Origin of the sequence: Bacillus sp. SIMBA_074 (assembly GCF_046534555.1) — a bacterium.
GTDB lineage: Bacteria > Bacillota > Bacilli > Bacillales > Bacillaceae_G > Bacillus_A > Bacillus_A mycoides.
In genome coordinates this window covers 84,014-105,483 of record NZ_JAWRYM010000015.1, presented here as the reverse complement: position 1 = coordinate 105,483, position 21,470 = coordinate 84,014, and the positions used below count along the sequence as shown (strand labels likewise).

Annotated in this window: 18 protein-coding genes, 1 pseudogene and 1 riboswitch; all 19 genes and pseudogenes read left to right on the top strand. The window is 36.7% G+C overall.

Annotation, left to right across the window (positions count from 1 at the left end):
• Positions 1-66: 66 nt before the first annotated feature.
• Positions 67-255, top strand: a pseudogene (spoVFB, locus tag SB773_RS17535) (dipicolinate synthase subunit B); the annotation flags it as partial.
• Positions 256-404: 149 nt separating this feature from the next.
• Positions 405-1,451, top strand: coding sequence for an aspartate-semialdehyde dehydrogenase (gene asd, locus SB773_RS17530; RefSeq protein ID WP_002014577.1), 1,047 nt, complete (start codon positions 405-407; stop codon positions 1,449-1,451).
• A 23-nt stretch (positions 1,452-1,474) separates the two neighbouring features.
• On the top strand, positions 1,475-2,707 hold the full coding sequence (dapG, locus tag SB773_RS17525; protein WP_002088068.1) for an aspartate kinase: 1,233 nt from the start codon (positions 1,475-1,477) through the stop codon (positions 2,705-2,707).
• Positions 2,708-2,718: 11 nt separating this feature from the next.
• Positions 2,719-3,597: a 4-hydroxy-tetrahydrodipicolinate synthase gene (gene dapA, locus SB773_RS17520; RefSeq protein WP_002014579.1), complete on the top strand. Its 879-nt coding sequence runs from the start codon at positions 2,719-2,721 to the stop codon at positions 3,595-3,597.
• A gap of 608 nt (positions 3,598-4,205) precedes the next feature.
• Complete coding sequence (locus SB773_RS17515) at positions 4,206-5,876, top strand: ribonuclease J (RefSeq protein WP_002014581.1); 1,671 nt, start codon at positions 4,206-4,208, stop codon at positions 5,874-5,876.
• A 102-nt stretch (positions 5,877-5,978) separates the two neighbouring features.
• The gene (gene tepA, locus SB773_RS17510) at positions 5,979-6,728 is read left to right on the top strand and encodes a translocation-enhancing protein TepA (RefSeq protein WP_002014582.1); all 750 of its coding nucleotides are present in this window, start codon (positions 5,979-5,981) and stop codon (positions 6,726-6,728) included.
• Positions 6,725-6,928, top strand: coding sequence for a YlzJ-like family protein (locus tag SB773_RS17505; RefSeq protein WP_002088064.1), 204 nt, complete (start codon positions 6,725-6,727; stop codon positions 6,926-6,928). The genes tepA and SB773_RS17505 overlap by 4 nt, the downstream gene beginning before the upstream one ends.
• 214 nt (positions 6,929-7,142) lie before the next feature.
• Positions 7,143-9,527: a DNA translocase FtsK gene (locus SB773_RS17500; protein WP_002014584.1), complete on the top strand. Its 2,385-nt coding sequence runs from the start codon at positions 7,143-7,145 to the stop codon at positions 9,525-9,527.
• Between the two features lie 203 nt (positions 9,528-9,730).
• Positions 9,731-9,832, top strand: a riboswitch (purine riboswitch).
• A gap of 233 nt (positions 9,833-10,065) precedes the next feature.
• The gene (locus SB773_RS17495; RefSeq protein WP_002088063.1) at positions 10,066-10,791 is read left to right on the top strand and encodes a GntR family transcriptional regulator; all 726 of its coding nucleotides are present in this window, start codon (positions 10,066-10,068) and stop codon (positions 10,789-10,791) included.
• A 92-nt stretch (positions 10,792-10,883) separates the two neighbouring features.
• On the top strand, positions 10,884-11,960 hold the full coding sequence (locus SB773_RS17490) for a BMP family lipoprotein (protein ID WP_044442918.1): 1,077 nt from the start codon (positions 10,884-10,886) through the stop codon (positions 11,958-11,960).
• A gap of 108 nt (positions 11,961-12,068) precedes the next feature.
• Positions 12,069-13,601, top strand: a complete 1,533-nt coding sequence (locus SB773_RS17485; protein WP_410591126.1) for an ABC transporter ATP-binding protein — start codon at positions 12,069-12,071, stop codon at positions 13,599-13,601.
• A complete protein-coding gene (locus SB773_RS17480; protein WP_002088061.1) occupies positions 13,594-14,652 on the top strand; it encodes an ABC transporter permease in 1,059 nt (352 codons plus the stop codon). Before SB773_RS17485 ends, SB773_RS17480 begins: the two co-directional genes overlap by 8 nt.
• Entirely contained in the window at positions 14,653-15,612 is a 960-nt protein-coding gene (locus SB773_RS17475) for an ABC transporter permease (RefSeq protein ID WP_002066758.1), read from the top strand. It begins immediately after the preceding gene.
• 210 nt (positions 15,613-15,822) lie between these two features.
• On the top strand, positions 15,823-17,097 hold the full coding sequence (gene yfmF / locus SB773_RS17470) for an EF-P 5-aminopentanol modification-associated protein YfmF (RefSeq protein ID WP_002033691.1): 1,275 nt from the start codon (positions 15,823-15,825) through the stop codon (positions 17,095-17,097).
• The gene (gene yfmH, locus SB773_RS17465; RefSeq protein ID WP_002014592.1) at positions 17,098-18,384 is read left to right on the top strand and encodes an EF-P 5-aminopentanol modification-associated protein YfmH; all 1,287 of its coding nucleotides are present in this window, start codon (positions 17,098-17,100) and stop codon (positions 18,382-18,384) included.
• A 117-nt stretch (positions 18,385-18,501) separates the two neighbouring features.
• On the top strand, positions 18,502-19,215 hold the full coding sequence (gene ymfI / locus SB773_RS17460) for an elongation factor P 5-aminopentanone reductase (protein ID WP_002014593.1): 714 nt from the start codon (positions 18,502-18,504) through the stop codon (positions 19,213-19,215).
• A gap of 76 nt (positions 19,216-19,291) precedes the next feature.
• Positions 19,292-19,540: a DUF3243 domain-containing protein gene (locus SB773_RS17455; protein WP_000114449.1), complete on the top strand. Its 249-nt coding sequence runs from the start codon at positions 19,292-19,294 to the stop codon at positions 19,538-19,540.
• 139 nt (positions 19,541-19,679) lie between these two features.
• Positions 19,680-20,465 carry a DUF3388 domain-containing protein gene (locus SB773_RS17450; RefSeq protein ID WP_000574107.1) on the top strand — a complete coding sequence of 262 codons (786 nt, stop codon included), beginning with the start codon at positions 19,680-19,682 and terminating at the stop codon, positions 20,463-20,465.
• Positions 20,466-20,486: 21 nt separating this feature from the next.
• Positions 20,487-21,413 (top strand): helix-turn-helix domain-containing protein, encoded by a 927-nt coding sequence (locus tag SB773_RS17445; RefSeq protein ID WP_016127442.1) that lies wholly within the window; start codon positions 20,487-20,489, stop codon positions 21,411-21,413.
• Positions 21,414-21,470: the final 57 nt, after the last annotated feature.

Sequence of the window (21,470 nt, the reverse complement as noted above, 5' to 3'; positions counted from 1 at the left end):
TTCATGATGTACTATATATAATAGAAGAAGAATGAAAATGTTTATTGGTTTTGTCATCACCCTGTTGGCGTCAACCTCATGCGCCTAATGGCTACAAAAGACATCTACTTCGTACCATTTGGCCAAGATGCACCAGAGAAAAAACCGAACTCAATGGTAGCTCGTATGGAGTTACTTGAAGATACAGTATTGGAAGCGCTACAAGGAAAACAATTACAACCTGTTGTTGTAGAAAAATTCAGATATATGAATTAAAAAACGAAAAAAACGTACAATTTTTGTTGAAACCATCATTCTTACTGTAGAATATGATAAAATTAACGTTATTAAGATTAGAGGGGGCATTGTAAGCTCCTTCTAATTCTAAGTTATAGAAGGATTGGTATCTAGAAAGGGGCATAGTGATGGAAAAGCAAAAAACTTTTCATGTCGCTGTAGTTGGAGCAACCGGCGCAGTTGGTGAACAAATGTTAAATACTTTAGAGAAACGAGAATTTCCAATTGGGAAGTTAACGTTACTTTCATCTAAACGATCTGCAGGTAAGAAACTTGTATTTAAAGGCGAAGAATTTACAGTTCAAGAGGCAACTCCTGAAAGTTTTGAAGGAGTAGATATTGCACTATTTAGTGCAGGTGGATCTGTATCGAAACAATTAGCGCCAGAAGCAGCAAAGCGCGGTGCAATTGTTGTTGATAATACAAGTGCATTCCGTATGACAGAAAACGTGCCACTTGTTGTACCTGAAGTAAATGAAAATGATTTAAAAGAACATAATGGTATTATTGCAAATCCAAACTGTTCTACAATTCAAATGGTAGTAGCTCTTGAGCCAGTTCGCCAGCAATATGGTTTAAAACGAGTAATCGTTTCCACATATCAAGCTGTATCAGGTGCTGGTGCGGCAGCTATTGAAGAACTTCATGAACAATCACAAGCAATCTTAAATGGCGAAGAAGTAAAGGCGAATGTTTTACCTGTATCAGGTGACGAAAAGCATTTCCAAATCGCTTTTAATGCTATTCCACAGATTGATAAATTCCAAGATAATGGATTTACATTCGAAGAAATGAAAATGATTAATGAAACGAAAAAAATTATGCATATGCCTGAATTAGAAGTAGCTGCGACATGTGTACGTTTACCAGTTGTATCGGGTCATTCCGAGTCTGTGTACATTGAAGTAGATAAAGAAGGCGTAACAGTAGAAGAAATGAAAAACTTACTTGCAAATGCAGAAGGTATTGTACTGCAAGATAATCCAGCAGAGCAGTTATATCCAATGCCAGCTACTGCAGTAGGTAAAAATGAAGTATTCGTTGGAAGAATCCGTAAAGATTTAAATAATGATAAAGGATTCCACCTTTGGGTCGTATCTGATAACTTATTAAAAGGCGCTGCATGGAATTCTGTTCAAATTGCAGAGCGCTTAGTAAAATTACAATTAGTGTAAACGGCTAAGAGAAGGTGCAAAATATGAAAATTATTGTTCAAAAATTTGGTGGTACATCAGTACGTGATGACAATGGGCGCAAGCATGCGCTTCACCATATAAAAAAATCGTTAGCTGCTGGTTATAAAGTAGTTACTGTTGTATCAGCAATGGGCCGTAAAGGTGAACCGTATGCAACTGATACTTTATTAAGTCTTGTAAATCAAGAGGAACCTAATATTTCTAAACGTGAGCAAGATTTATTATTATCATGCGGAGAATTAATCTCAGCAATTGTTTTCTCTAACATGTTGAATGAGAATGGTATAAAAGCAGCAGCATTAAATGGTGCGCAAGCTGGTTTTGTAACGAATAATGACTTTACGAATGCTAAGATTATTGAAATGAATTGCGATCGTATACATGAAGAGTTACAAAATGTAGATGTTATCGTCGTGACTGGATTCCAAGGTCAAACGAAAAATGGAGATACGACAACACTTGGACGCGGAGGTAGTGATACCTCAGCTTCAGCATTAGGTGTTGCGCTTCATGCTGAATATATCGATATTTTCACAGATGTTGAAGGTGTTATGACTGCGGATCCTCGTATCGTAAAAGATGCACGTCATCTTCAAACTGTAACATATAACGAGATTTGTAACATGGCTTATCAGGGTGCGAAAGTTGTTCATCCGCGTGCGGTTGAAATTGCGATGCATGCAAAAGTACCACTTCGTGTACGTTCTACGTATTCTGATAGTGAAGGTACGCTTATTGCGGCATATGATGGTGCTACAAAAGGGCAGGATGTAGAAGAACGTCCTGTTACAGGGATTGCCCATGTGTCAAACGTAACGCAAATTAAAGTGCTTGCAAAAGAAACTGCATATGATTTACAACAACACGTGTTTAAAGAAATGGCTAATGAAGGGATTAGTGTGGACTTAATTAACATTTCTCCTACTGGTGTAGCTTACACAGTAAAGGATAGTGTATCAGCGCGTGCAGTTGAGGTTTTAAAGCAACTTGGATATGATCCAGTGGTGACAGAGCATTGTGCGAAGGTTTCTATCGTTGGTGCTGGAATGGCAGGTATTCCAGGGGTTACAGCGAAAATTGTCACAGCTTTAGCGGAAAAAGGTATTCAAATTCTGCAATCAGCAGATAGTCATACGACAATTTGGGTTCTTGTAAAAGAAGCCGATTTAGTGGAGGCTGTGAATGCATTACATAGTGCATTTGAGCTTTCAAAAGAAAAGCAACTGGAACAATAAGGAGTGAGATCATGATAGATTTTGGGACAATTGCAACCGCGATGGTAACACCGTTTGATAAAAATGGTAATATCGATTTTGCAAAGACAACGAAATTGGTAAATTATTTAATTGATAACGGTACAACAGCAATCGTGGTAGGAGGGACGACTGGAGAATCTCCTACATTAACATCAGAAGAAAAAGTAGCGTTATATCGCCATGTCGTATCTGTTGTCGATAAAAGGGTGCCCGTCATCGCTGGAACAGGTAGCAATAATACGCATGCTTCTGTCGATTTAACAAAAAAGGCAACTGAAGTTGGTGTTGATGCAGTTATGCTAGTGGCACCGTATTATAATAAACCGAGTCAAGAAGGGATGTACCAGCACTTTAAAACAATCGCTGAAAGCACTCCGCTTCCGGTAATGCTATATAATGTTCCAGGACGATCTATTGTACAAATCTCCGTTGATACAGTTGTTCGTTTATCAGAAATAGAAAACATTGTTGCGATTAAAGATGCAGGCGGCGATGTATTAACAATGACAGAAATTATTGAAAAAACAGCGGACGACTTTGCAGTATACAGCGGTGATGATGGTTTAACATTACCAGCTATGGCAATTGGAGCAAAAGGTATTGTTTCTGTAGCATCTCATGTTATCGGGAATGAAATGCAAGAAATGATTGCTGCATTCCAAGCTGGAGAGTTCAAAAAAGCGCAGAAATTACATCAATTACTAGTAAAAGTAACGGATGCACTATTTATGGCGCCGAGCCCAACACCAGTAAAAACAGCATTACAAATGGTGGGATTAGATGTAGGTTCTGTACGTTTGCCACTTCTTCCATTAACGGAAGAAGAAAGAATAACGTTACAATCCGTAATGCAATCTATTCCTCGTTAATAAAAATGACCTAGTGTGAAACTAGGTCATTTTTATTTTGACTAACTATATGTAAGTGATGAAAATTAGCTATAGTTAATAAGCTGTAATAAGAAGGGGATGGCAGGGGGGAGAATTAGTAAGAAACTGATTACAGAGATAAGATTTTTTTAGTGAATATCGTTTCATGTTTATGTAAAGAATTTACATGAATATTTTTCCATCAAACTCTTATTACGTAGGGAAAATAGTAAAACTGATATGAATTTTGCCCTCTTAAATTATAATCTCATTTTAGTGTCTTCTCTTGTCTTTCGCATAATTTAACTTGTGTTCTATTTCTTGTATCAGTTATAATATGGCTAAGTAGCTTAGTACGGGTATGCTTAGCAAAATTGGTAAAAATTAAGATTTAATGAAATTTTCATATCATATCGAATAAGATATTTGATTTATATAATGAAAGAGAGGTGAAACCTGGTTTAAAAAATTAACAAGGACATGATATCGCATAACGGTAAGGACATTCGTCTTGGACGGTGAATATATGGTGGTTGTAGAGTTTCCCCTGGTGTCTCTGCAATTTTAGTGAAATCAGTGTTTGCAAGATTTTTAAACCAGGCAACAACATGAAGAGAAAAGAGAATGAGTCTGTTAAAGTATTTGCTCTTGGCGGAGTAGGTGAAATCGGAAAAAACATGTACTGTGTTGAAATTGATTCTGAAATCTTTATTGTAGATGCCGGATTGATGTTCCCGGGAGATGAAATGTTTGGGATTGATATTGTTATTCCTGACATTACATATTTAGTAGAAAATCAAGAGCGAGTAAAAGGACTATTTATTACCCATGGTCATGAAGATCATATTGGTGGAATTGTTTATGTGCTTCGTAAATTATCTATTCCAGTATATGCGACGAAATTAACGGTAGGACTTATACAAGAAAAGCTTGGCGAAGCAGGAATGTTAGGCCGTGTAGACTTAAAAACAATTGACTCGAATTCAACAGTAGAGTTTAATTCAACAAATGTGTCATTCTTCGGAACGACACATAGTATTCCGGATTCTGTGGGTGTTTGTTTCCATACATCAAAAGGTGCTGTAGTATATACAGGAGACTTTAAATTTGATCAAACTCCAATCGGAAATAGTGGAGCAGATCTTGGGAAAATGGCGCAAATTGGAAATGAAGGCGTACTTTGCTTGTTATCTGATAGTACAAACGCTGAACGTCCTGGTTATACAGGTTCGGAAAAAGAAGTTGGTATAGAGATTTCTAAAGTGTTCTATAGTTCAGAAGGACGTATTATTGTTGCTTCATTTGCATCGAATGTACACCGTATTCAACAAGTGTTTGATGCAGCTGCTGAAACTGGAAGGAAAGTAGCGGTAGTAGGACGTAGCATGGTGAAAGTGGTAGATATTGCAAGACGTCTTGGTTATTTAGATGTTCCAGAAGGTATGGTTATTTCATTACAAGAAATAGACAATTTCCCGGAAAAAAAGGTAGCTATCTTAACGACTGGTAGTCAAGGGGAACCGATGGCAGCCCTTTCTAGAATGGCGAAACAAGCTCATAAACAAATTTCAATTCGTAAAGGTGATACTGTTATTATTGCAGCTTCTCCAATTCCAGGAAATGAAGTATCTGTATCAAAAATTATTGACTTGTTATTTAGATCTGGTGCTGAGGTTATTTATTACGGTGAAAGAAAAGTTCACGTTTCAGGTCATGGTAGCCAAGAAGAATTAAAGCTGATGATAAATTTAATGAAGCCGAAGTATTTTGTACCCGTACATGGTGAGTTCCGTATGCAAAAAGCACATGCGTATTTAGCGGAAGATGTAGGTATTGCGAGAGAGAATATCTTTATCGTAGAAAAAGGCGATGTAATTGCTTTTGGTGACGATGAAGCAAAATTAGCTGGTAAAGTGCAAGCTGGTAATGTTTTAATTGATGGATTAGGTGTAGGTGACGTCGGTAACATCGTTCTTCGAGATAGAAAGATGTTATCTCAAGATGGAATTTTAGTTGTTGTTGTAACACTTGGTAAGGATGAAAAGAAAATAATCTCTGGTCCAGAAATTATTTCACGCGGCTTTGTATATGTTCGTGAATCAGAAGCATTAATCGAACGATCCACAGATATTGTACGTATGATTGTTGAACAATCAATTAAAGAATATACAATTGAATGGTCTATGTTGAAACAAAATATTCGTGAATTATTAGGGCAGTTCTTGTACGAAGAAACGAAGAGAAAGCCAATGATTTTACCGATTATTATGGAAGTATAAAGAAGGTCACCTTTACAGGTGATCTTTTTCTTTTTTAACCCTATCGAATGAAATTCATAACTTAAGAAATAATAGTTATATACGAGTGAAAGGGGATGCGATATGACAGAACGTGATCGTTATACAAATGAAGAAAAAGAAGCTGAGCCGAAAGAAGTTCCAAAAGAGGCTTCTATAGTGGAGAAAATTCAGCAACTTGGACAGACAAATGTACCACAAATGAATGAATCGCGTATTCATTGCTTAACAATTGTTGGGCAGGTGGAAGGTCATATTCAGTTGCCACCACAAAATAAAACAACAAAATATGAACACATCATTCCGCAAATTGTCGCGATTGAACAGAATCCAAAAATTGAAGGTTTACTGTTAATATTAAATACAGTTGGGGGTGACGTTGAAGCTGGATTAGCGATTTCTGAAATGGTGGCTTCGCTTTCAAAACCAACTGTATCTCTTGTTTTAGGAGGAGGGCATTCAATCGGTGTACCGATTGCGGTCTCAACTGATTATTCATTTATTGCCGAAACAGCGACGATGACAATTCATCCGATTCGTTTAACAGGTCTTGTTATAGGTGTGCCACAAACATTTGAGTATTTGGATAAAATGCAAGAAAGAGTCATTCGATTTGTGACAAAGCATTCGAAAGTAACGGAAGATCGTTTTAAAGAGCTTATGTTTGCAAAAGGGAATTTGACGCGAGATATTGGGACGAATGTAATAGGTGGAGATGCAGTGAAGTATGGTCTTATAGATGGTGTCGGTGGTATTGGTAGCGCACTTCGAAAATTAAACGAATTAATTGATGAACGCAAGGATAATAGTACAGAAGGGACAATGCTACAATGATTTTATATACAATTATGCCAGAGCAACTTGTGTATCCGGCCGATTATTCACAATGCGAAAGCCAAAAAGTTGTGAATATAAATGGCGTGGAATTAGTGGTTTCTGAGGAGGATAATCAATGTTACTCTATTGTACGTGTATTAAGTACGAATCCGTCTCACTACCTAGAGTTTGAGCCTGGACAGAAAATTACCTTTTAGCAAAAAGAAGGATTTTGTTTAGGAGCTATGGTATAATATAAAAAACAAGACGGTTGAGCAGCCATGAGTAGGCTGCTTTCTTCTGTTTATTTAACATTTTACAAGAAGTGTAAAAATAGAAGATATAAAGACCTGAAAAATAGAGAGAAAGACATGTAAGTAGAGCTTTTTTATAAGAAAGTTGTACTTAATTTTTAGAACACGAGGTGAAGAAATGGCAAAACAAAAGCAAAGAGGGACGAAGGCTAAGGCAAGACGTACGATAAAGCCAACTTTGTATTATGAAATCGTCGGGTTGACTCTTTTTGCACTTTCGATTATTACGATTTTACAGCTAGGTGTTGTAGGGAAATCGTTTGTGTTATTTTTTCGCTTCTTCTTTGGTGAGTGGTACATAATTGGTGTGTTAGGTGTAATAGCTTTATCTGTTGCGTTTGTAATAAAGCGGGGATGGCCCAACCTTTTAAATAAACGGCTAATAGGTGTTTATTTAATTGTACTAGCAATATTAATGTTTAGTCATATTACATTATTTAACCTGCTTACGAAAGATGGAGCTGTGCAAAATACTTCTGTAATTGTTAGTACAAAAGATTACTTCTTCCTTGAAATGAAAAAGGGCCCGGATAGTGTTCATTTAGGTGGTGGTATGTTCGGTGCACTGATGTTCGCAACGTGCTACTTCTTATTTGACGAAGTAGGGGCATATATCATTGGAATTATTTTAGTTATTCTTGGAATACTTTGTATAACAAATAAACATATTGGAGAAGTACTTGCTCCGGTAGGGAGAATTCTTAGAAGTCAGTTTCAAGTAATGCAAGGGGATTATAAAGATTGGAAATCTCAAAGGGTCGCCGAGCAAACTGAAAAGAAAAAAACAACAAGAAGCAAGAGGCGTGAACGTGTTGCTGAACAAGAAGAAGCTATTGAGCCAGTAGAAGAAATAGAAATTGGTCCACCAATTATTTCGAATTTTACTGAGAATTATCCAGTACGTGAAGAGACGGAAAAGCAGATAGAAGAAAATGATTTAATCACTCCTCCGTTTATTGAAGAGGCAGTTCCGCCTGCGCCAGAAGAACAACCTCACAAGAAACGAGGAGAAAAAATCGTTGAATCGCTAGAAGGTGAAACGAAAGCACCTCCTATGCAATTTTCTAATGTGGAAAATAAAGATTATAAGCTTCCTTCGCTTGATATATTAAAGTTTCCCCAAAATAAGCAAGTTACAAATGAAAATGCGGAAATTTATGAAAATGCTCGTAAATTGGAACGTACATTCCAAAGTTTTGGTGTGAAAGCGAAAGTAACAAAAGTACATAGAGGTCCTGCAGTTACGAAATATGAAGTGTATCCTGATATGGGAGTAAAGGTAAGTAAAATTGTTAGTTTAAGTGATGATTTAGCGCTTGCTTTAGCAGCGAAAGACATTCGTATTGAAGCACCTATTCCCGGGAAATCAGCTGTAGGGATTGAGGTTCCGAATTCAGAAGTTTCTATGGTAACGCTGAGAGAAGTTCTTGATTCAAAGGCGAATAACCACCCAGAAGAGAAGTTATTAATCGGTCTTGGACGTGATGTTACAGGAGAGGCTGTATTGGCACGTTTAAATAAAATGCCCCATTTATTAGTAGCTGGTGCGACTGGTAGTGGAAAGAGTGTATGTATTAATGGAATTATTGTAAGTATTTTAATGCGTGCAAAACCGCATGAAGTAAAATTAATGATGATTGATCCGAAAATGGTAGAGTTAAATGTATATAACGGTGTTCCGCACTTATTAACACCAGTCGTAACTGATCCGAAAAAAGCATCACAGGCTTTGAAGAAAGTTGTGAGTGAAATGGAGCGTCGTTATGAATTATTCGCGCATAGCGGTACGCGTAACATTGAAGGATATAATGATTATATTAAAGAACATAATAGCCAATCGGAAGCGAAACAACCTGAATTACCATATATTGTAGTAATTGTGGACGAGTTAGCTGATTTAATGATGGTTGCTTCTTCGGATGTAGAAGATGCGATTATGCGTTTAGCGCAAATGGCACGTGCTGCTGGTATTCATTTAATTATTGCGACTCAGCGCCCGTCAGTTGATGTTATCACAGGTGTTATTAAAGCGAATATTCCATCGCGTATTGCATTTGCTGTATCTTCCCAAATAGATTCTCGAACGATTCTTGACGGTGGTGGTGCAGAAAAGTTGCTAGGTCGTGGAGATATGTTATTCATACCAATTGGTGCATCGAAACCTGTTCGTGTACAAGGGGCGTTTTTATCAGATGATGAAGTTGAGAGAGTCGTAGAATCTGTTATTGCGCAGCAAAAAGCGCAATATCAAGAGGATATGATTCCACAAGATGTTCCTGAAACAAAGCAGGAAGTAGAAGATGAATTATACGATGAAGCGGTTCAGCTTGTAGTAGAAATGCAAACAGCATCTGTTTCTATGTTACAACGTAGATTTAGAGTAGGATATACGCGAGCAGCTCGTTTAATTGATGCCATGGAAATGAATGGTGTAGTAGGTCCTTATGAAGGTAGTAAACCAAGGGGAGTACTCATTAAAGATGTGCAAGAAAAAAGTTCTTAAAAAAAGCCTAATTGTTTTTACAATTAGGCTTTTTTATATGCTGTTTTTGTTATATACTATAGTCACCGACGAAGAAAGGGCTTACATCTTTGAGGGTCCTTTAGAATACGAATGCTTATCGTTTTGGTTTTCAAAACGTTCGATATTTAATGTAGAAAAATGTTGAATTCTGTTGACACATATGGGAGCAAGTGGTAAGATTACTTCGAAAAGAATCACTGCCTCATATAATCTTGGAGATAAGGTCCATAAGTTTCTACCTGGCAACCATGAATTGCTAGACTATGAGGGGAAAAGTGTGTAACAAAGGATGTAAGGGATCTTTGTGCCGAACTTTTTCTCTATATGAGAAATGTTTATGGTACAAAGTTTTTTTTATGGAATAAAGTGTGAAAATTTCATCTTGAAAAATTATTAATATTTATTCGATAATTACGCTTATTTTTAGTATTTAGTAATTTATACTATGTTGTAAGTTGAAAAAAGAGAAAAGAAGTCTTACATCAGAGGTCGAATAATTGAAATGCGGGGGAGTCTTATGTCAGTAAAATCCGATAGTCGTCACCTATATTTGCGGGTGATTGATCACATCAAAGGAAAAATTAAAGATGGGGCTTACAAAGAAAAACAAAAGTTACCTTCAGAGTTTGATCTAGCGAAAGAACTTGGTGTAAGTAGGGCGACTTTAAGGGAAGCACTACGTATTTTAGAAGAAGAAAATGTTGTTATTCGTAGACATGGTGTAGGGACATTTGTAAATGCGAAGCCGTTATTTTCTTCTGGAATAGAGCAACTTTCTAGTATTACAGATATGATTTCTAGTGTGGGGAAAACACCAGGAACAATCTTTTTATCATCATCTACAACAACTTTAACAGAAGAAGAAAAAGAGAAATTTAATTGTGAAGATGCTTTTAGCGCAGTAATGATTGAACGTGTTCGTACAGCGGATGGGGAACCAGTTGTATATTGCATTGATAAACTGGCAAAAGAGATATTACCAGATTTATCGGGATACAATGAGGAATCGCTGCTTACAGTAATACATAATAATACGCACAAGCGTATCACATACGCAGTTGCTCACATTGAACCGATTGGTTATCACCCGAAAATTTCACCGATTTTAGAATGTGAACCTGAAACGGCACTGCTAGTTTTAAAACAAATGCACTATGATCAAAATGATGAGCCAATCTTATATTCTATTAATTACTTTAGAGCTGATAAGTTTAGCTTCCACGTATTAAGAAAACGTATGTAGGGAAGTTCCTTTTTAGGGAGGTGACAGCAAGAAGTAAGGGACAGCAGCGCGTATGAATCATTAGACAAAACATTTCAGGAGGGGTTTCTAGTATGAAGAAAAAAACAGGTCTTTTATTATCGTTAACGTTAGCAGCAAGTACAGTGTTAGGTGCATGTGGTAACTCGGATAAAGCGGATAGTGACAAAAAAGGGGATAAAGAGTTTAAGGTTGGTATGGTTACAGATGTTGGGGGCGTTGATGACAAATCATTTAACCAATCAGCTTGGGAAGGTTTAACAAAATTCGGTAAAGACAACGATTTAAAGAAAAATGAAGGATATCGTTACCTTCAATCAAGTAAAGATGCTGATTACATTCCAAATTTAACGAAATTTGCGAAAGATAATTATAACACAACATTTGGTATTGGATACTTAATGGAAAAATCAATTGAAAAGGTGGCTGAACAGTATCCAAAAGAGCAATTTGCGATTGTAGATACTGTTGTAAAGAAGCCAAACGTAACAAGTATTACATTTAAAGACCATGAAGGTTCATTCCTAGTTGGAGCTGTAGCAGCGATGACAACAAAATCAAATAAAGTTGGTTTTGTTGGTGGTGTGAAGAGTCCATTAATTACAAAATTCGAATCAGGTTTTAAAGCTGGTGCAAAAGCAGTAAATCCAAATATCGAAATTGTATCACAATATGCTGATGCATTTGATAAGCCAGAAAAAGGATCTGTATTAGCTTCAGCAATGTACGGTCAAGGCGTTGACGTAATTTACCATGCTTCAGGTGCAACTGGTAACGGTGTATTCACAGAAGCGAAAAACCGTAAGAAAAAAGGTGAAAATGTTTGGGTAATCGGTGTTGACCGTGACCAAAATCAAGAAGGCATGCCTGAAAACGTAACTTTAACTTCAATGGTAAAACGTGTTGATGTTGCAGTAGCAAAAGTAGCGCAAGAAGCGAAAGATGGTAAGTTAAAAGGCGGTAAAGTAGAAGAGTTCGGCTTAAAAGATGATGGCGTTGGTATCGCGAAAACAACTGATAATGTGAAAAAAGTAAACCCAGAAATTTTAACAAAAATAGAAGAGTTTGAGAAGAAAATCACTGCTGGTGAAATTAAAGTACCTGCAACTGACGAAGAATATAAAGCATATGAAGCTTCTCTAAAGAAATAATGATAGAGAAATAGCAAAGGTTAGTTCTTAGAACTAACCTTTGTATATATAAAAATACTTTTAATAGAGTGTAATTGGGGAGTGTTCCCTGCTAGAAGGAGGAACAAAATGGAATACGTAATTGAGATGAACAATATTACAAAAGTATTCCCAGGTATTGTAGCGAATGACGATATTACGCTGCAAGTAAAACAGGGAGAGATACACGCTTTACTTGGAGAAAATGGTGCAGGGAAATCAACGTTGATGAATGTACTGTTCGGTTTGTATCAACCAGAACAGGGCGAAATTAAAATTAAAGGAACCCCTGTAAAAATTACAAATCCGAATATAGCAAATGACCTTGGAATTGGGATGGTCCATCAGCACTTTATGCTTGTTCATAATTTTACAGTTACAGAGAATATCATTCTTGGAAATGAGCCGAAGAGAAAAGGGAAAATAGCTGTTGAAGAGGCTGCAAAAGAAATTAAACAATTATCTGAACAGTACGGTTTAGCTGTTGATCCAAATGCAAAGATTGAAGATATTTCGGTTGGGATGCAGCAAAGGGTTGAAATATTAAAGACGCTTTATCGTGGTGCGGAGATTTTAATATTCGATGAACCGACTGCAGTGTTAACTCCTCAAGAAATTCATGAGTTGATTCAAATTATGAAAAAGCTTGTGCAAGAAGGAAAATCTATCATTCTTATTACACATAAATTAAAAGAAATTATGGAAGTTTGCGATCGTTGCACAGTTATTCGTAAAGGTAAAGGAATTGGTACAGTTGACGTTGCGAAAATGGATGAACATAAACTTGCAGAATTAATGGTCGGACGTCAAGTGAATTTTAAAACAGAAAAAATAGGGGCCAAACCGAAAGAGGAGGTTCTGTCTGTTGCGAATCTTGTCGTTCATGATGCACGCCAATTACCTGCTGTAAAAGGCCTTGACTTAACTGTTCGTGCAGGAGAAATCGTTGGTATTGCAGGGATTGATGGAAATGGTCAAAGTGAATTAATAGAGGCGATTACTGGTTTACGAAAAGTTGAGTCAGGTTCTATTGCAATTAAAGGAAAAGAAATAACGAATTGGCCTGTTCGAAGAATTACAGAGGAAGGAATTGGTCATATTCCAGAAGACCGTCATAAACACGGGCTAGTTCTTGATTTTTCTGTTAAAGACAATATAGTTTTGCAAACATACTATAAAAATCCATTTTCAAAGAAGGGGATTTTAAATTTTAGCAAAATCACAGAGAAAGCAAAGGCGCTTATTGAACAGTTTGATGTACGTACGCCTAGCGAACAAACATTAGCGCGTGCTCTATCAGGTGGAAATCAGCAGAAAGCTATCATTGCACGTGAAGTAGATCGTAATCCAGATTTATTAATTGCAGCACAGCCAACACGTGGTTTAGATGTAGGTGCGATTGAATTTATTCATAAAAAATTAATCGAGCAGAGAGATAATGGGAAAGCAGTATTACTTCTATCGCTAGAACTGGATGAAATTTTAAATGTAAGTGATCGAGTTGCTGTTATATATGAAGGTAAAATTGTAGCAATTGTCGATGCGAAAGAAACAAATGAACAACAGCTTGGTTTGTTGATGGCTGGCGGAACGGAGAAAGAGAAGGTGAATACAAATGGCTAAAAAATTTTTAACGGAGCGAACAATTAACATTTTAGTTCCTGTATTATCCGTTATTTTTGGTTTACTTGTTGGTGCCATTGTAATGTTAGTTAGTGGATATGATCCAATTGTTGGGTATGCAGCGCTTTGGGAAGGAATGGTTGGAAATCCGCAGGCTATCGGTGAGACGCTACGTACGATGATTCCACTCGTGTTAGCTGGTCTGTCTGTTGCATTTGCGTTTCGTACAGGTCTCTTTAACATTGGGGTAGAAGGACAATTATTAGTTGGATGGCTTGCCGCTGTCTGGTTTGGATATGCAGTATCGTTACCAGCATTTTTGCATATTCCGTTATCTATTTTAGTAGCCGCGATTGCCGGTGGTTTATGGGGATTTATACCTGGATATTTAAAAGGAAAGCTTAAAGTAAATGAAGTAATTGTCACAATTATGATGAACTACATTGCACTTTATGTTACGTATGATCTTATTAAACGTTTTATACATGAAGGTAATGAGAAATCTTATGATGTACAAGCGAGTGCTTCATTAGCTTCTGATTGGCTATCTTCATTGACAGATGGATCTCGTTTGCACTGGGGAATTGTTGTAGCTATTTTAATTGCTATTGTAATGTGGTTCGTATTAGATAGAACTACGTTAGGATATGAGTTAAAATCGGTTGGTTTTAACCAAAATGCATCGCAATATGCAGGGATGAAAGTCTCTCGTAATGTTGTATTATCAATGACAATTGCTGGCGCTTTTGCTGGAATTGGTGGGGCAATGGAAGGTCTAGGAACATTCCAAAGTATGACGGCAATGACATCGTTTACTGGTATTGGATTCGATGGGATTGCGGTAGCTCTTCTTGGAGGAAATAATCCGTTTGGTATATTATTATCGGCTTTACTGTTCGGTGGTTTGAAAAGTGCAGCCCCGCAAATGAATTTTGAAGCAGATGTACCTTCTGAGTTAATTAATGTTATTATCGCATGTATTATTTTCTTTGTTGCTTGCAGTTATGTTTTACGTTGGGCACTTACACGCATGAGCAAGGAGGGGAAATAAATGAGCTTTATAGATATTTTAGCCATTCTTGTGACTGGTACGTTATATACGGCAGCGCCACTTATTTTTACGGCGTTAGGTGGAGTGTTCAGTGAACGTTCTGGGGTTGTAAATATAGCATTAGAAGGTTTAATGTTATTTGGTGCATTTACTGGTATCGTTACAACGTTATTAATGGGTGATACGTGGGGAGCAATGACTCCTTGGATTGCACTATTATTTGCAGCTATTGGTAGTGGGTTATTTGCACTTCTTCACGCAGTAGCATCCATTACATTCCGCGCGGATCAAGTAGTAAGCGGGGTAGCGATTAACTTTTTGGCTCTCGGTTTAACAGTATTTGCGATTAAGAAAATCTTTGGTAAAGGACAGACTGATTTTATTCAATACCGCATTGAAAAAATCGATGTTCCAGGACTTTCGGATATTCCGGTAATCGGGAAAATCTTTTTCTCAAATGTACCGTTAACATCGTATATTGCCATTATTTTAGCATTTGTTGTTTGGTACATTATTTATAAAACACCTTTCGGTCTTCGTCTACGTGCTGTTGGTGAACATCCAATGGCAGCAGATACGATGGGGATTAATGTATATAAAATGCGTTATATTGCAGTTTGTATATCTGGAATGTTTGCAGGAGTAGGTGGTGCGGTCTTCGCGATGTCGATTTCTGGTAACTTCTCAGGTGCTACAATTACTGGACAAGGTTTCTTAGCACTAGCAGCTATGATCTTTGGTAAATGGAATCCACTTGGTGCTCTTGGAGCAGCGCTGTTCTTCGGATTTGCTCAATCACTTGGGATAACAGGTGGTACAATTCCTATATTAAAAGAAATTCCAAGTGTATTCTTAACGATATTACCGTATGTATTTACAATATTAGCACTCGTTGGTTTTGTAGGCCGATCTGAAGCTCCGAAAGCATTAGGAACGCCTTATGAAAAAGGAAAACGATGAGTATTTAGAAAGTATAAAAAAAGCTCGCACATTAGTGCGGGCTTTTTTACATAGAATATATTTAATACGGAATTTTACTATGTTCCTTACATATTAAAGTTTTTAGAAAGACTCAAATGTAAGCATAATAAGGAAGAAAAGTTGATTTTTTATTTCTAAAAACTGTATATTGAAGAGGAATATTCCTACATACGTAAAGGAGGGCTATTAATGAAACTAATGGAACAGCAACTGCATGAATTAGGTGGCTTGCGAGTACATATTATTCCGACCGATAAATTTAAAACAAATACCTTTGTATTTCGTTTTAAAGCACCTTTAAATGAGGAGACGGTGACAGAGCGTGCCCTATTGCCGTACGTATTGCAAAGTGCGACAGAAAAACTGCCTTCTGTAATTCGTCTTCGTCAATATTTAGAAGAATTATATGGATCTTCTTTAGCGGTAGATGTAAGTAAAAAAGGAGAAGACCATATCATCTCTATTTATGTAGACATTGCAAATGAAACATATTTACGCGATGCACCACCGTTATTTGAAAAAGCGCTTTCTATGTTATCTGATATTGTTTTACATCCAGCAACAGAAGGGGACGGTTTTCTATCTTCTATTGTAGAAAGTGAGAAACGAGCACTCTTGCAACGAATTGAAGCTACTTATGATGATAAAATGCGTTATGCAAACGAGCGTTTAATTGCAGAAATGTGCAAAGTAGAACCATATCGCTTAAGTGCAAATGGAAAAAAAGAAAGTGTTGCTTCTATTACAAATGAAAGTTTGTATCAATATTATCAAAAAGTGTTAGCTGAAGATGAAATGGATTTATATATCATTGGTGACATTTCAGAAGATGCTGTGGAGCTTGTAAATAAGTATTTTTCGATTTCACCTCGCGCTATGAAAGAGAGAAATGTACTTCTTCATAAACGAAATAATGAAGAAAAAGAAATTGTTGAAAAACAAGAACTAAAGCAAAGTAAATTAAATATCGGCTATCGCACATTCATTACGTATAAAGATGAAGATTATTTTGCATTACAATTGTTTAACGGGTTATTTGGAGGGTTTTCTCATTCGAAGTTATTCGTAAATGTCCGTGAAAAAAATAGTTTAGCGTACTATGCAGCATCGAGATTTGAAAGTCATAAAGGTTTGCTCTTCGTTATGTCTGGAATTGAAGCGAAGAACTTTGAAAAAGCTGTTGAAATTATTAAAGAACAGATGAAAGCAATGCAAAGCGGTGATTTTTCAGAGGAAGAGATTCAGCAAACGAAAAGTGTAATTCAAAATCAAATCTTAGAGGCAATTGATACGCCACGTGGTTTTGTTGAAATGCTTTATCACGGGGTAATCTCGGAGCGTACGCGTCCAGTTGAAGAATGGCTAACGGGCATAGAAAGCGTGACGAAAGAAGAGATTGTGAAAGTTGCTAATAATATTGAACTAGATACAATTTACTTTTTACATGGAACGGAGGGAGAATAAATGGAGAAAATTGTGTATGAGCAATTAAAAGAGACGTTATATTATGAAAAACTTCCGAATGGATTAGACGTATATATCTTACCGAAACAAGGCTTCAACAAAACATTTGCAACATTTACGACGAAGTACGGCTCTGTTGATAATACATTTGTTCCGCTTGGAAAAGAAGACATGACTCGTGTACCAGATGGAATTGCTCATTTCCTTGAACATAAATTGTTTGAAAAAGAGGACCATGACGCGTTTCAATTGTTTAGTAAACAAGGTGCTTCAGCGAACGCTTTTACATCTTTTACAAGAACCGCTTATCTCTTTTCCTGTACATCAAATGTAGAGAGAAATTTAAATACGTTGTTAGACTTTGTACAAGAACCGTATTTCTCTGAAAAAACGGTTGAAAAAGAAAAAGGTATTATCGGTCAAGAAATTCAAATGTACCAAGATAACCCAGACTGGCGTTTATACTTTGGGTTAATCGATAGTTTGTTTGTGAAACATCCAATTAAAATTGATATTGCAGGGACGATTGAGTCTATTAGTAAGATTACAAAAGACCTACTGTATGAATGTTATGAGACTTTTTACCATCCGAGCAACATGTTATTATTTGTTGTTGGAGCGATTGATCCTGAAAAAACAATGGATTTAGTTCGTGAAAATCAAGCGAAAAAAGATTACGAAAATCAACCAGAAATCGTTCGCTCTTTTGAAGAGGAACCAGAAGAAGTAAATGAAAAGAAAAAGATTATTTCAATGCCTGTTCAAACTCCAAAATGTTTAGTTGGTATTAAGGCAACGAATTTAAAAGAAAAAGGGCAAGCTCTGTTAAAACAAGAAATTGCACTTACATTACTTTTAGATTATTTATTTGGAAAAGGGTCAGTTCATTACGAATCTTTATATAATGAAGGTCTTATTGATGATTCGTTCTCGTATGACTATACAGAAGAAAATAACTTCGGTTTTGCAATGGTTGGTGGAGATACGAAGCACCCTGATGAATTGGCAGAGCGATTAAAAGGTATTTTACTACAAACGAATTATGATCAGTTAGATGAGACTGCGCTGGAACGGGTGAAGAAAAAGAAAATTGGTGGATTTTTACGATCGTTGAATTCACCTGAATATATTGCAAATCAGTTTACACGATATGCGTTTAATGAATCTAGTTTATTTGATGCTCTTACAGTGTTAGAAGGATTAACTGTTCAAGACCTACAACAAGCAGCAAAAACATTATTAATTGAAGAGAAAATGAGTGTCTGCCAAGTGTTACCAAAAAAATGAAGTAATATGTGAATAAAAAACGCAGTATCTATATCCCTCATCTAACGTTTGGTTATTGCCAAATGGTAAGATGAGGGTATTATTTATTTATACATAAAAAGATAAGAGAGGGAATTTATGAAAAAGTATGCATTAGTAACTGGAGGAAGCGGAGGGATTGGCTCTGCTATTTCGAAGCAGTTAATCGAGGATGGTTATACAGTCTATATTCATTACAATAAAAGCGAAGAGAAGATAAGGGGGTTACAAAAGGAGTTTGATGCAGTGATTCCTGTGCAAGCAAATTTAGCTTCTATCGATGGAGCAGAGAAATTGTGGGGACAAATCGAACATCCTATTGATGTTATTGTATACGCAGCTGGAAAGAGTATATTTGGATTAGTAACAGATGTTACGAATGAAGAATTAGATTATATGGTGGAGCTTCAAGTGAAGAGTGTATATAGACTTTTATCGATGGCGCTTCCACCGATGATCGGGCGGAGAAGTGGTAATGTTGTTGTTATTTCATCCATTTGGGGGCAAATAGGAGCGTCTTGTGAGGTGCTGTACTCAATGGTGAAAGGTGCACAAAATTCATATGTGAAGGCTTTAGCGAAAGAAGTTTCTCTAAGTGGATTGCGCGTTAATGCGGTAGCGCCAGGTGCGATCGAAACAGAAATGTTAAATGTATTTTCAGAAGATGATAAAAATGAAATTGCTGAAGATATTCCATTAGGTAGAATAGGACTACCCGAAGAGGTAGCAAAAACAGTCTCCTTCCTCGTTTCGCCAGGAGCTTCTTATATTACGGGGCAAATTATCGGAGTGAATGGCGGTTGGCATTGCTAAAAAATTCTTACATAAAAAACAAGAAATTGTACAAATTAAGCATGATTCTATTACTAAAATAGTGAGGTGCTTAAACATGTCAGTGTTAGATAATTTTGATCAGTGGAAGAGCTTTTTAGGAGAACGTTTAGAACAAGCGGGGGGAAAAGGGCTTGATGGTGGTGCCGTATCAGATATGGCATTTCGTGTTGGTGATTATTTAGCAAATGAAGTAGAAGCGCGCAACGATCAAGAAAAATTATTGTCTGAGCTTTGGAAAGTTGCTGATGAACAAGAGCAACATACAATTGCAAATTTAATGGTGAAGTTTGTACAACATAAGTAAAAGTAGAGAGGAGCTTCTCCTCTCTACTTTTTTTGTATAGTAATTAGGAGGAATAGATTATACATTTAGCTTCCCTATTAAGGCGAAATCATATAATATAGTACGTAGGTGTAAAGTAAGCGTAGGGGAGTGATCTTGGATGATTGAATGGTATTTTGAATATGAAATACATAAAAACCGACCTGGCTTACTTGGTGACGTTTCTTCGTTAATCGGTATGCTTGGCATCAATATTGTCACAATTAATGGTGTAGATAATGCACGACGTGGACTTTTGCTTATGTGTGATAATCAAGAACAAATCTCTAGACTTGAATCAATTTTAAATACGATGGATAATATAACGGTAACGAAATATCGTCCGCCAAAGCTTAGAGATAAGCTAGCAGTTAGACATGGTAGGTACATACAACGAGATGCAGATGATAAGAAAACATTTCGATTTGTGCGTGATGAATTAGGATTGCTTGTAGACTTTATGGCGGAGATAATGAAAAAAGAAGGTCATAAATTAATTGGGATACGAGGAATGCCTCGTGTCGGAAAAACAGAATCTATTGTTGCCGCAAGTGTTTGTGCAAATAAGAGATGGTTATTCGTATCATCTACTCTCATTAAGCAAACTGTTCGTAGCCAATTGATTGAAGATGAGTATAGCGACGATAATATTTTCATACTAGATGGAATTGTGTCGACAAAGCGTGCAAATGAAAGACACTGGCAGCTCGTTCGTGAAATCATGAGATTGCCTGCAACGAAAGTTGTGGAACATCCGGATGTGTTTGTGAGTCAGTCAGAATACACATTGGATGATTTTGATTATATTATCGAATTGCGTAACGATTATGATGAAGAAATTCAATATAATTTAGTAGATGAAATTGAGCAAGGTACGCAAAACAATTTCTCTATGTTCGACTTTTAAAGAAACATTGAGGTGTTAGTAGTGACGGAATTAGGACAAAAGCTGACAGAAGCAAGAGAAGCGAAAGGCTTATCTATTGATCAGCTGCATGAGATTACAAAAATTCAAAAACGCCATTTAGTAGCGATTGAAGAAGGCAATTATGATGTGTTGCCAGGAGCTTTTTATGCGCGTGCATTCATTAAACAATATGCAGATGCTGTTGGATTAAATGGAGAGGAACTGCTTGTGGAATATCAGAGTACGATACCACAGTCTGAAAAACGTGAAGTTCCACAAGTATCAACTGGACAAAAAACACAAGAAACAATGCAAAAATCTTCATCATGGCCAATTGCGGATCATATGCCCAAAATTTTGATTGCGTTGTTAGTAATCGCATTTGGAGTGGTAGTCTGGTTTGTTATTCAAGCGTTAACTGGAAAAGATGATAGGCAAGTTCCAAATGCTCAAAGTGAGAAAATTGAGGTTCAAAAAGCAAAAAATTCTCCGTTAGATACGAAGAAAGATGAAGCGAAAGCGGAAGAACCAAAAAAAGAAGAACCAAAAAAAGAAGAACCAAAGAAAGAAGAACCAAAGAAAGAAGAGCAACCAGCGCAACCAACTGGACAACAAGAAGTGAAGGTAGTTGGAACGAGTGGTAAGGTATCTACTTTGGAAATTCATAATAATAAAACATTAGAACTGGAAATTTCAGCGAAGGGTGCAAGCTATGTAGATGTTAAAGATGATGCGGGTAACGAAATTCTAAACACTACAGTACAAAGTGGTCAAACAGAAAAACGTGATTTATCAACAGTAAAAGAAGTGCGGCTTAATATTGGAAGTGCACCGAATGTTGAAATTAAACTGAATGGCCAAGTGGTTACTTTCCCATTAGATCCAGCAAAAGAATATCACCAAAGATTGGTGATAAAAAACCAAGGGATAGGGCAAGCTGCGCAATAACAGTCATCGCTTCGATGACTTTTTTCAATGAACAAATGTTTTTGACATGATGGAGGA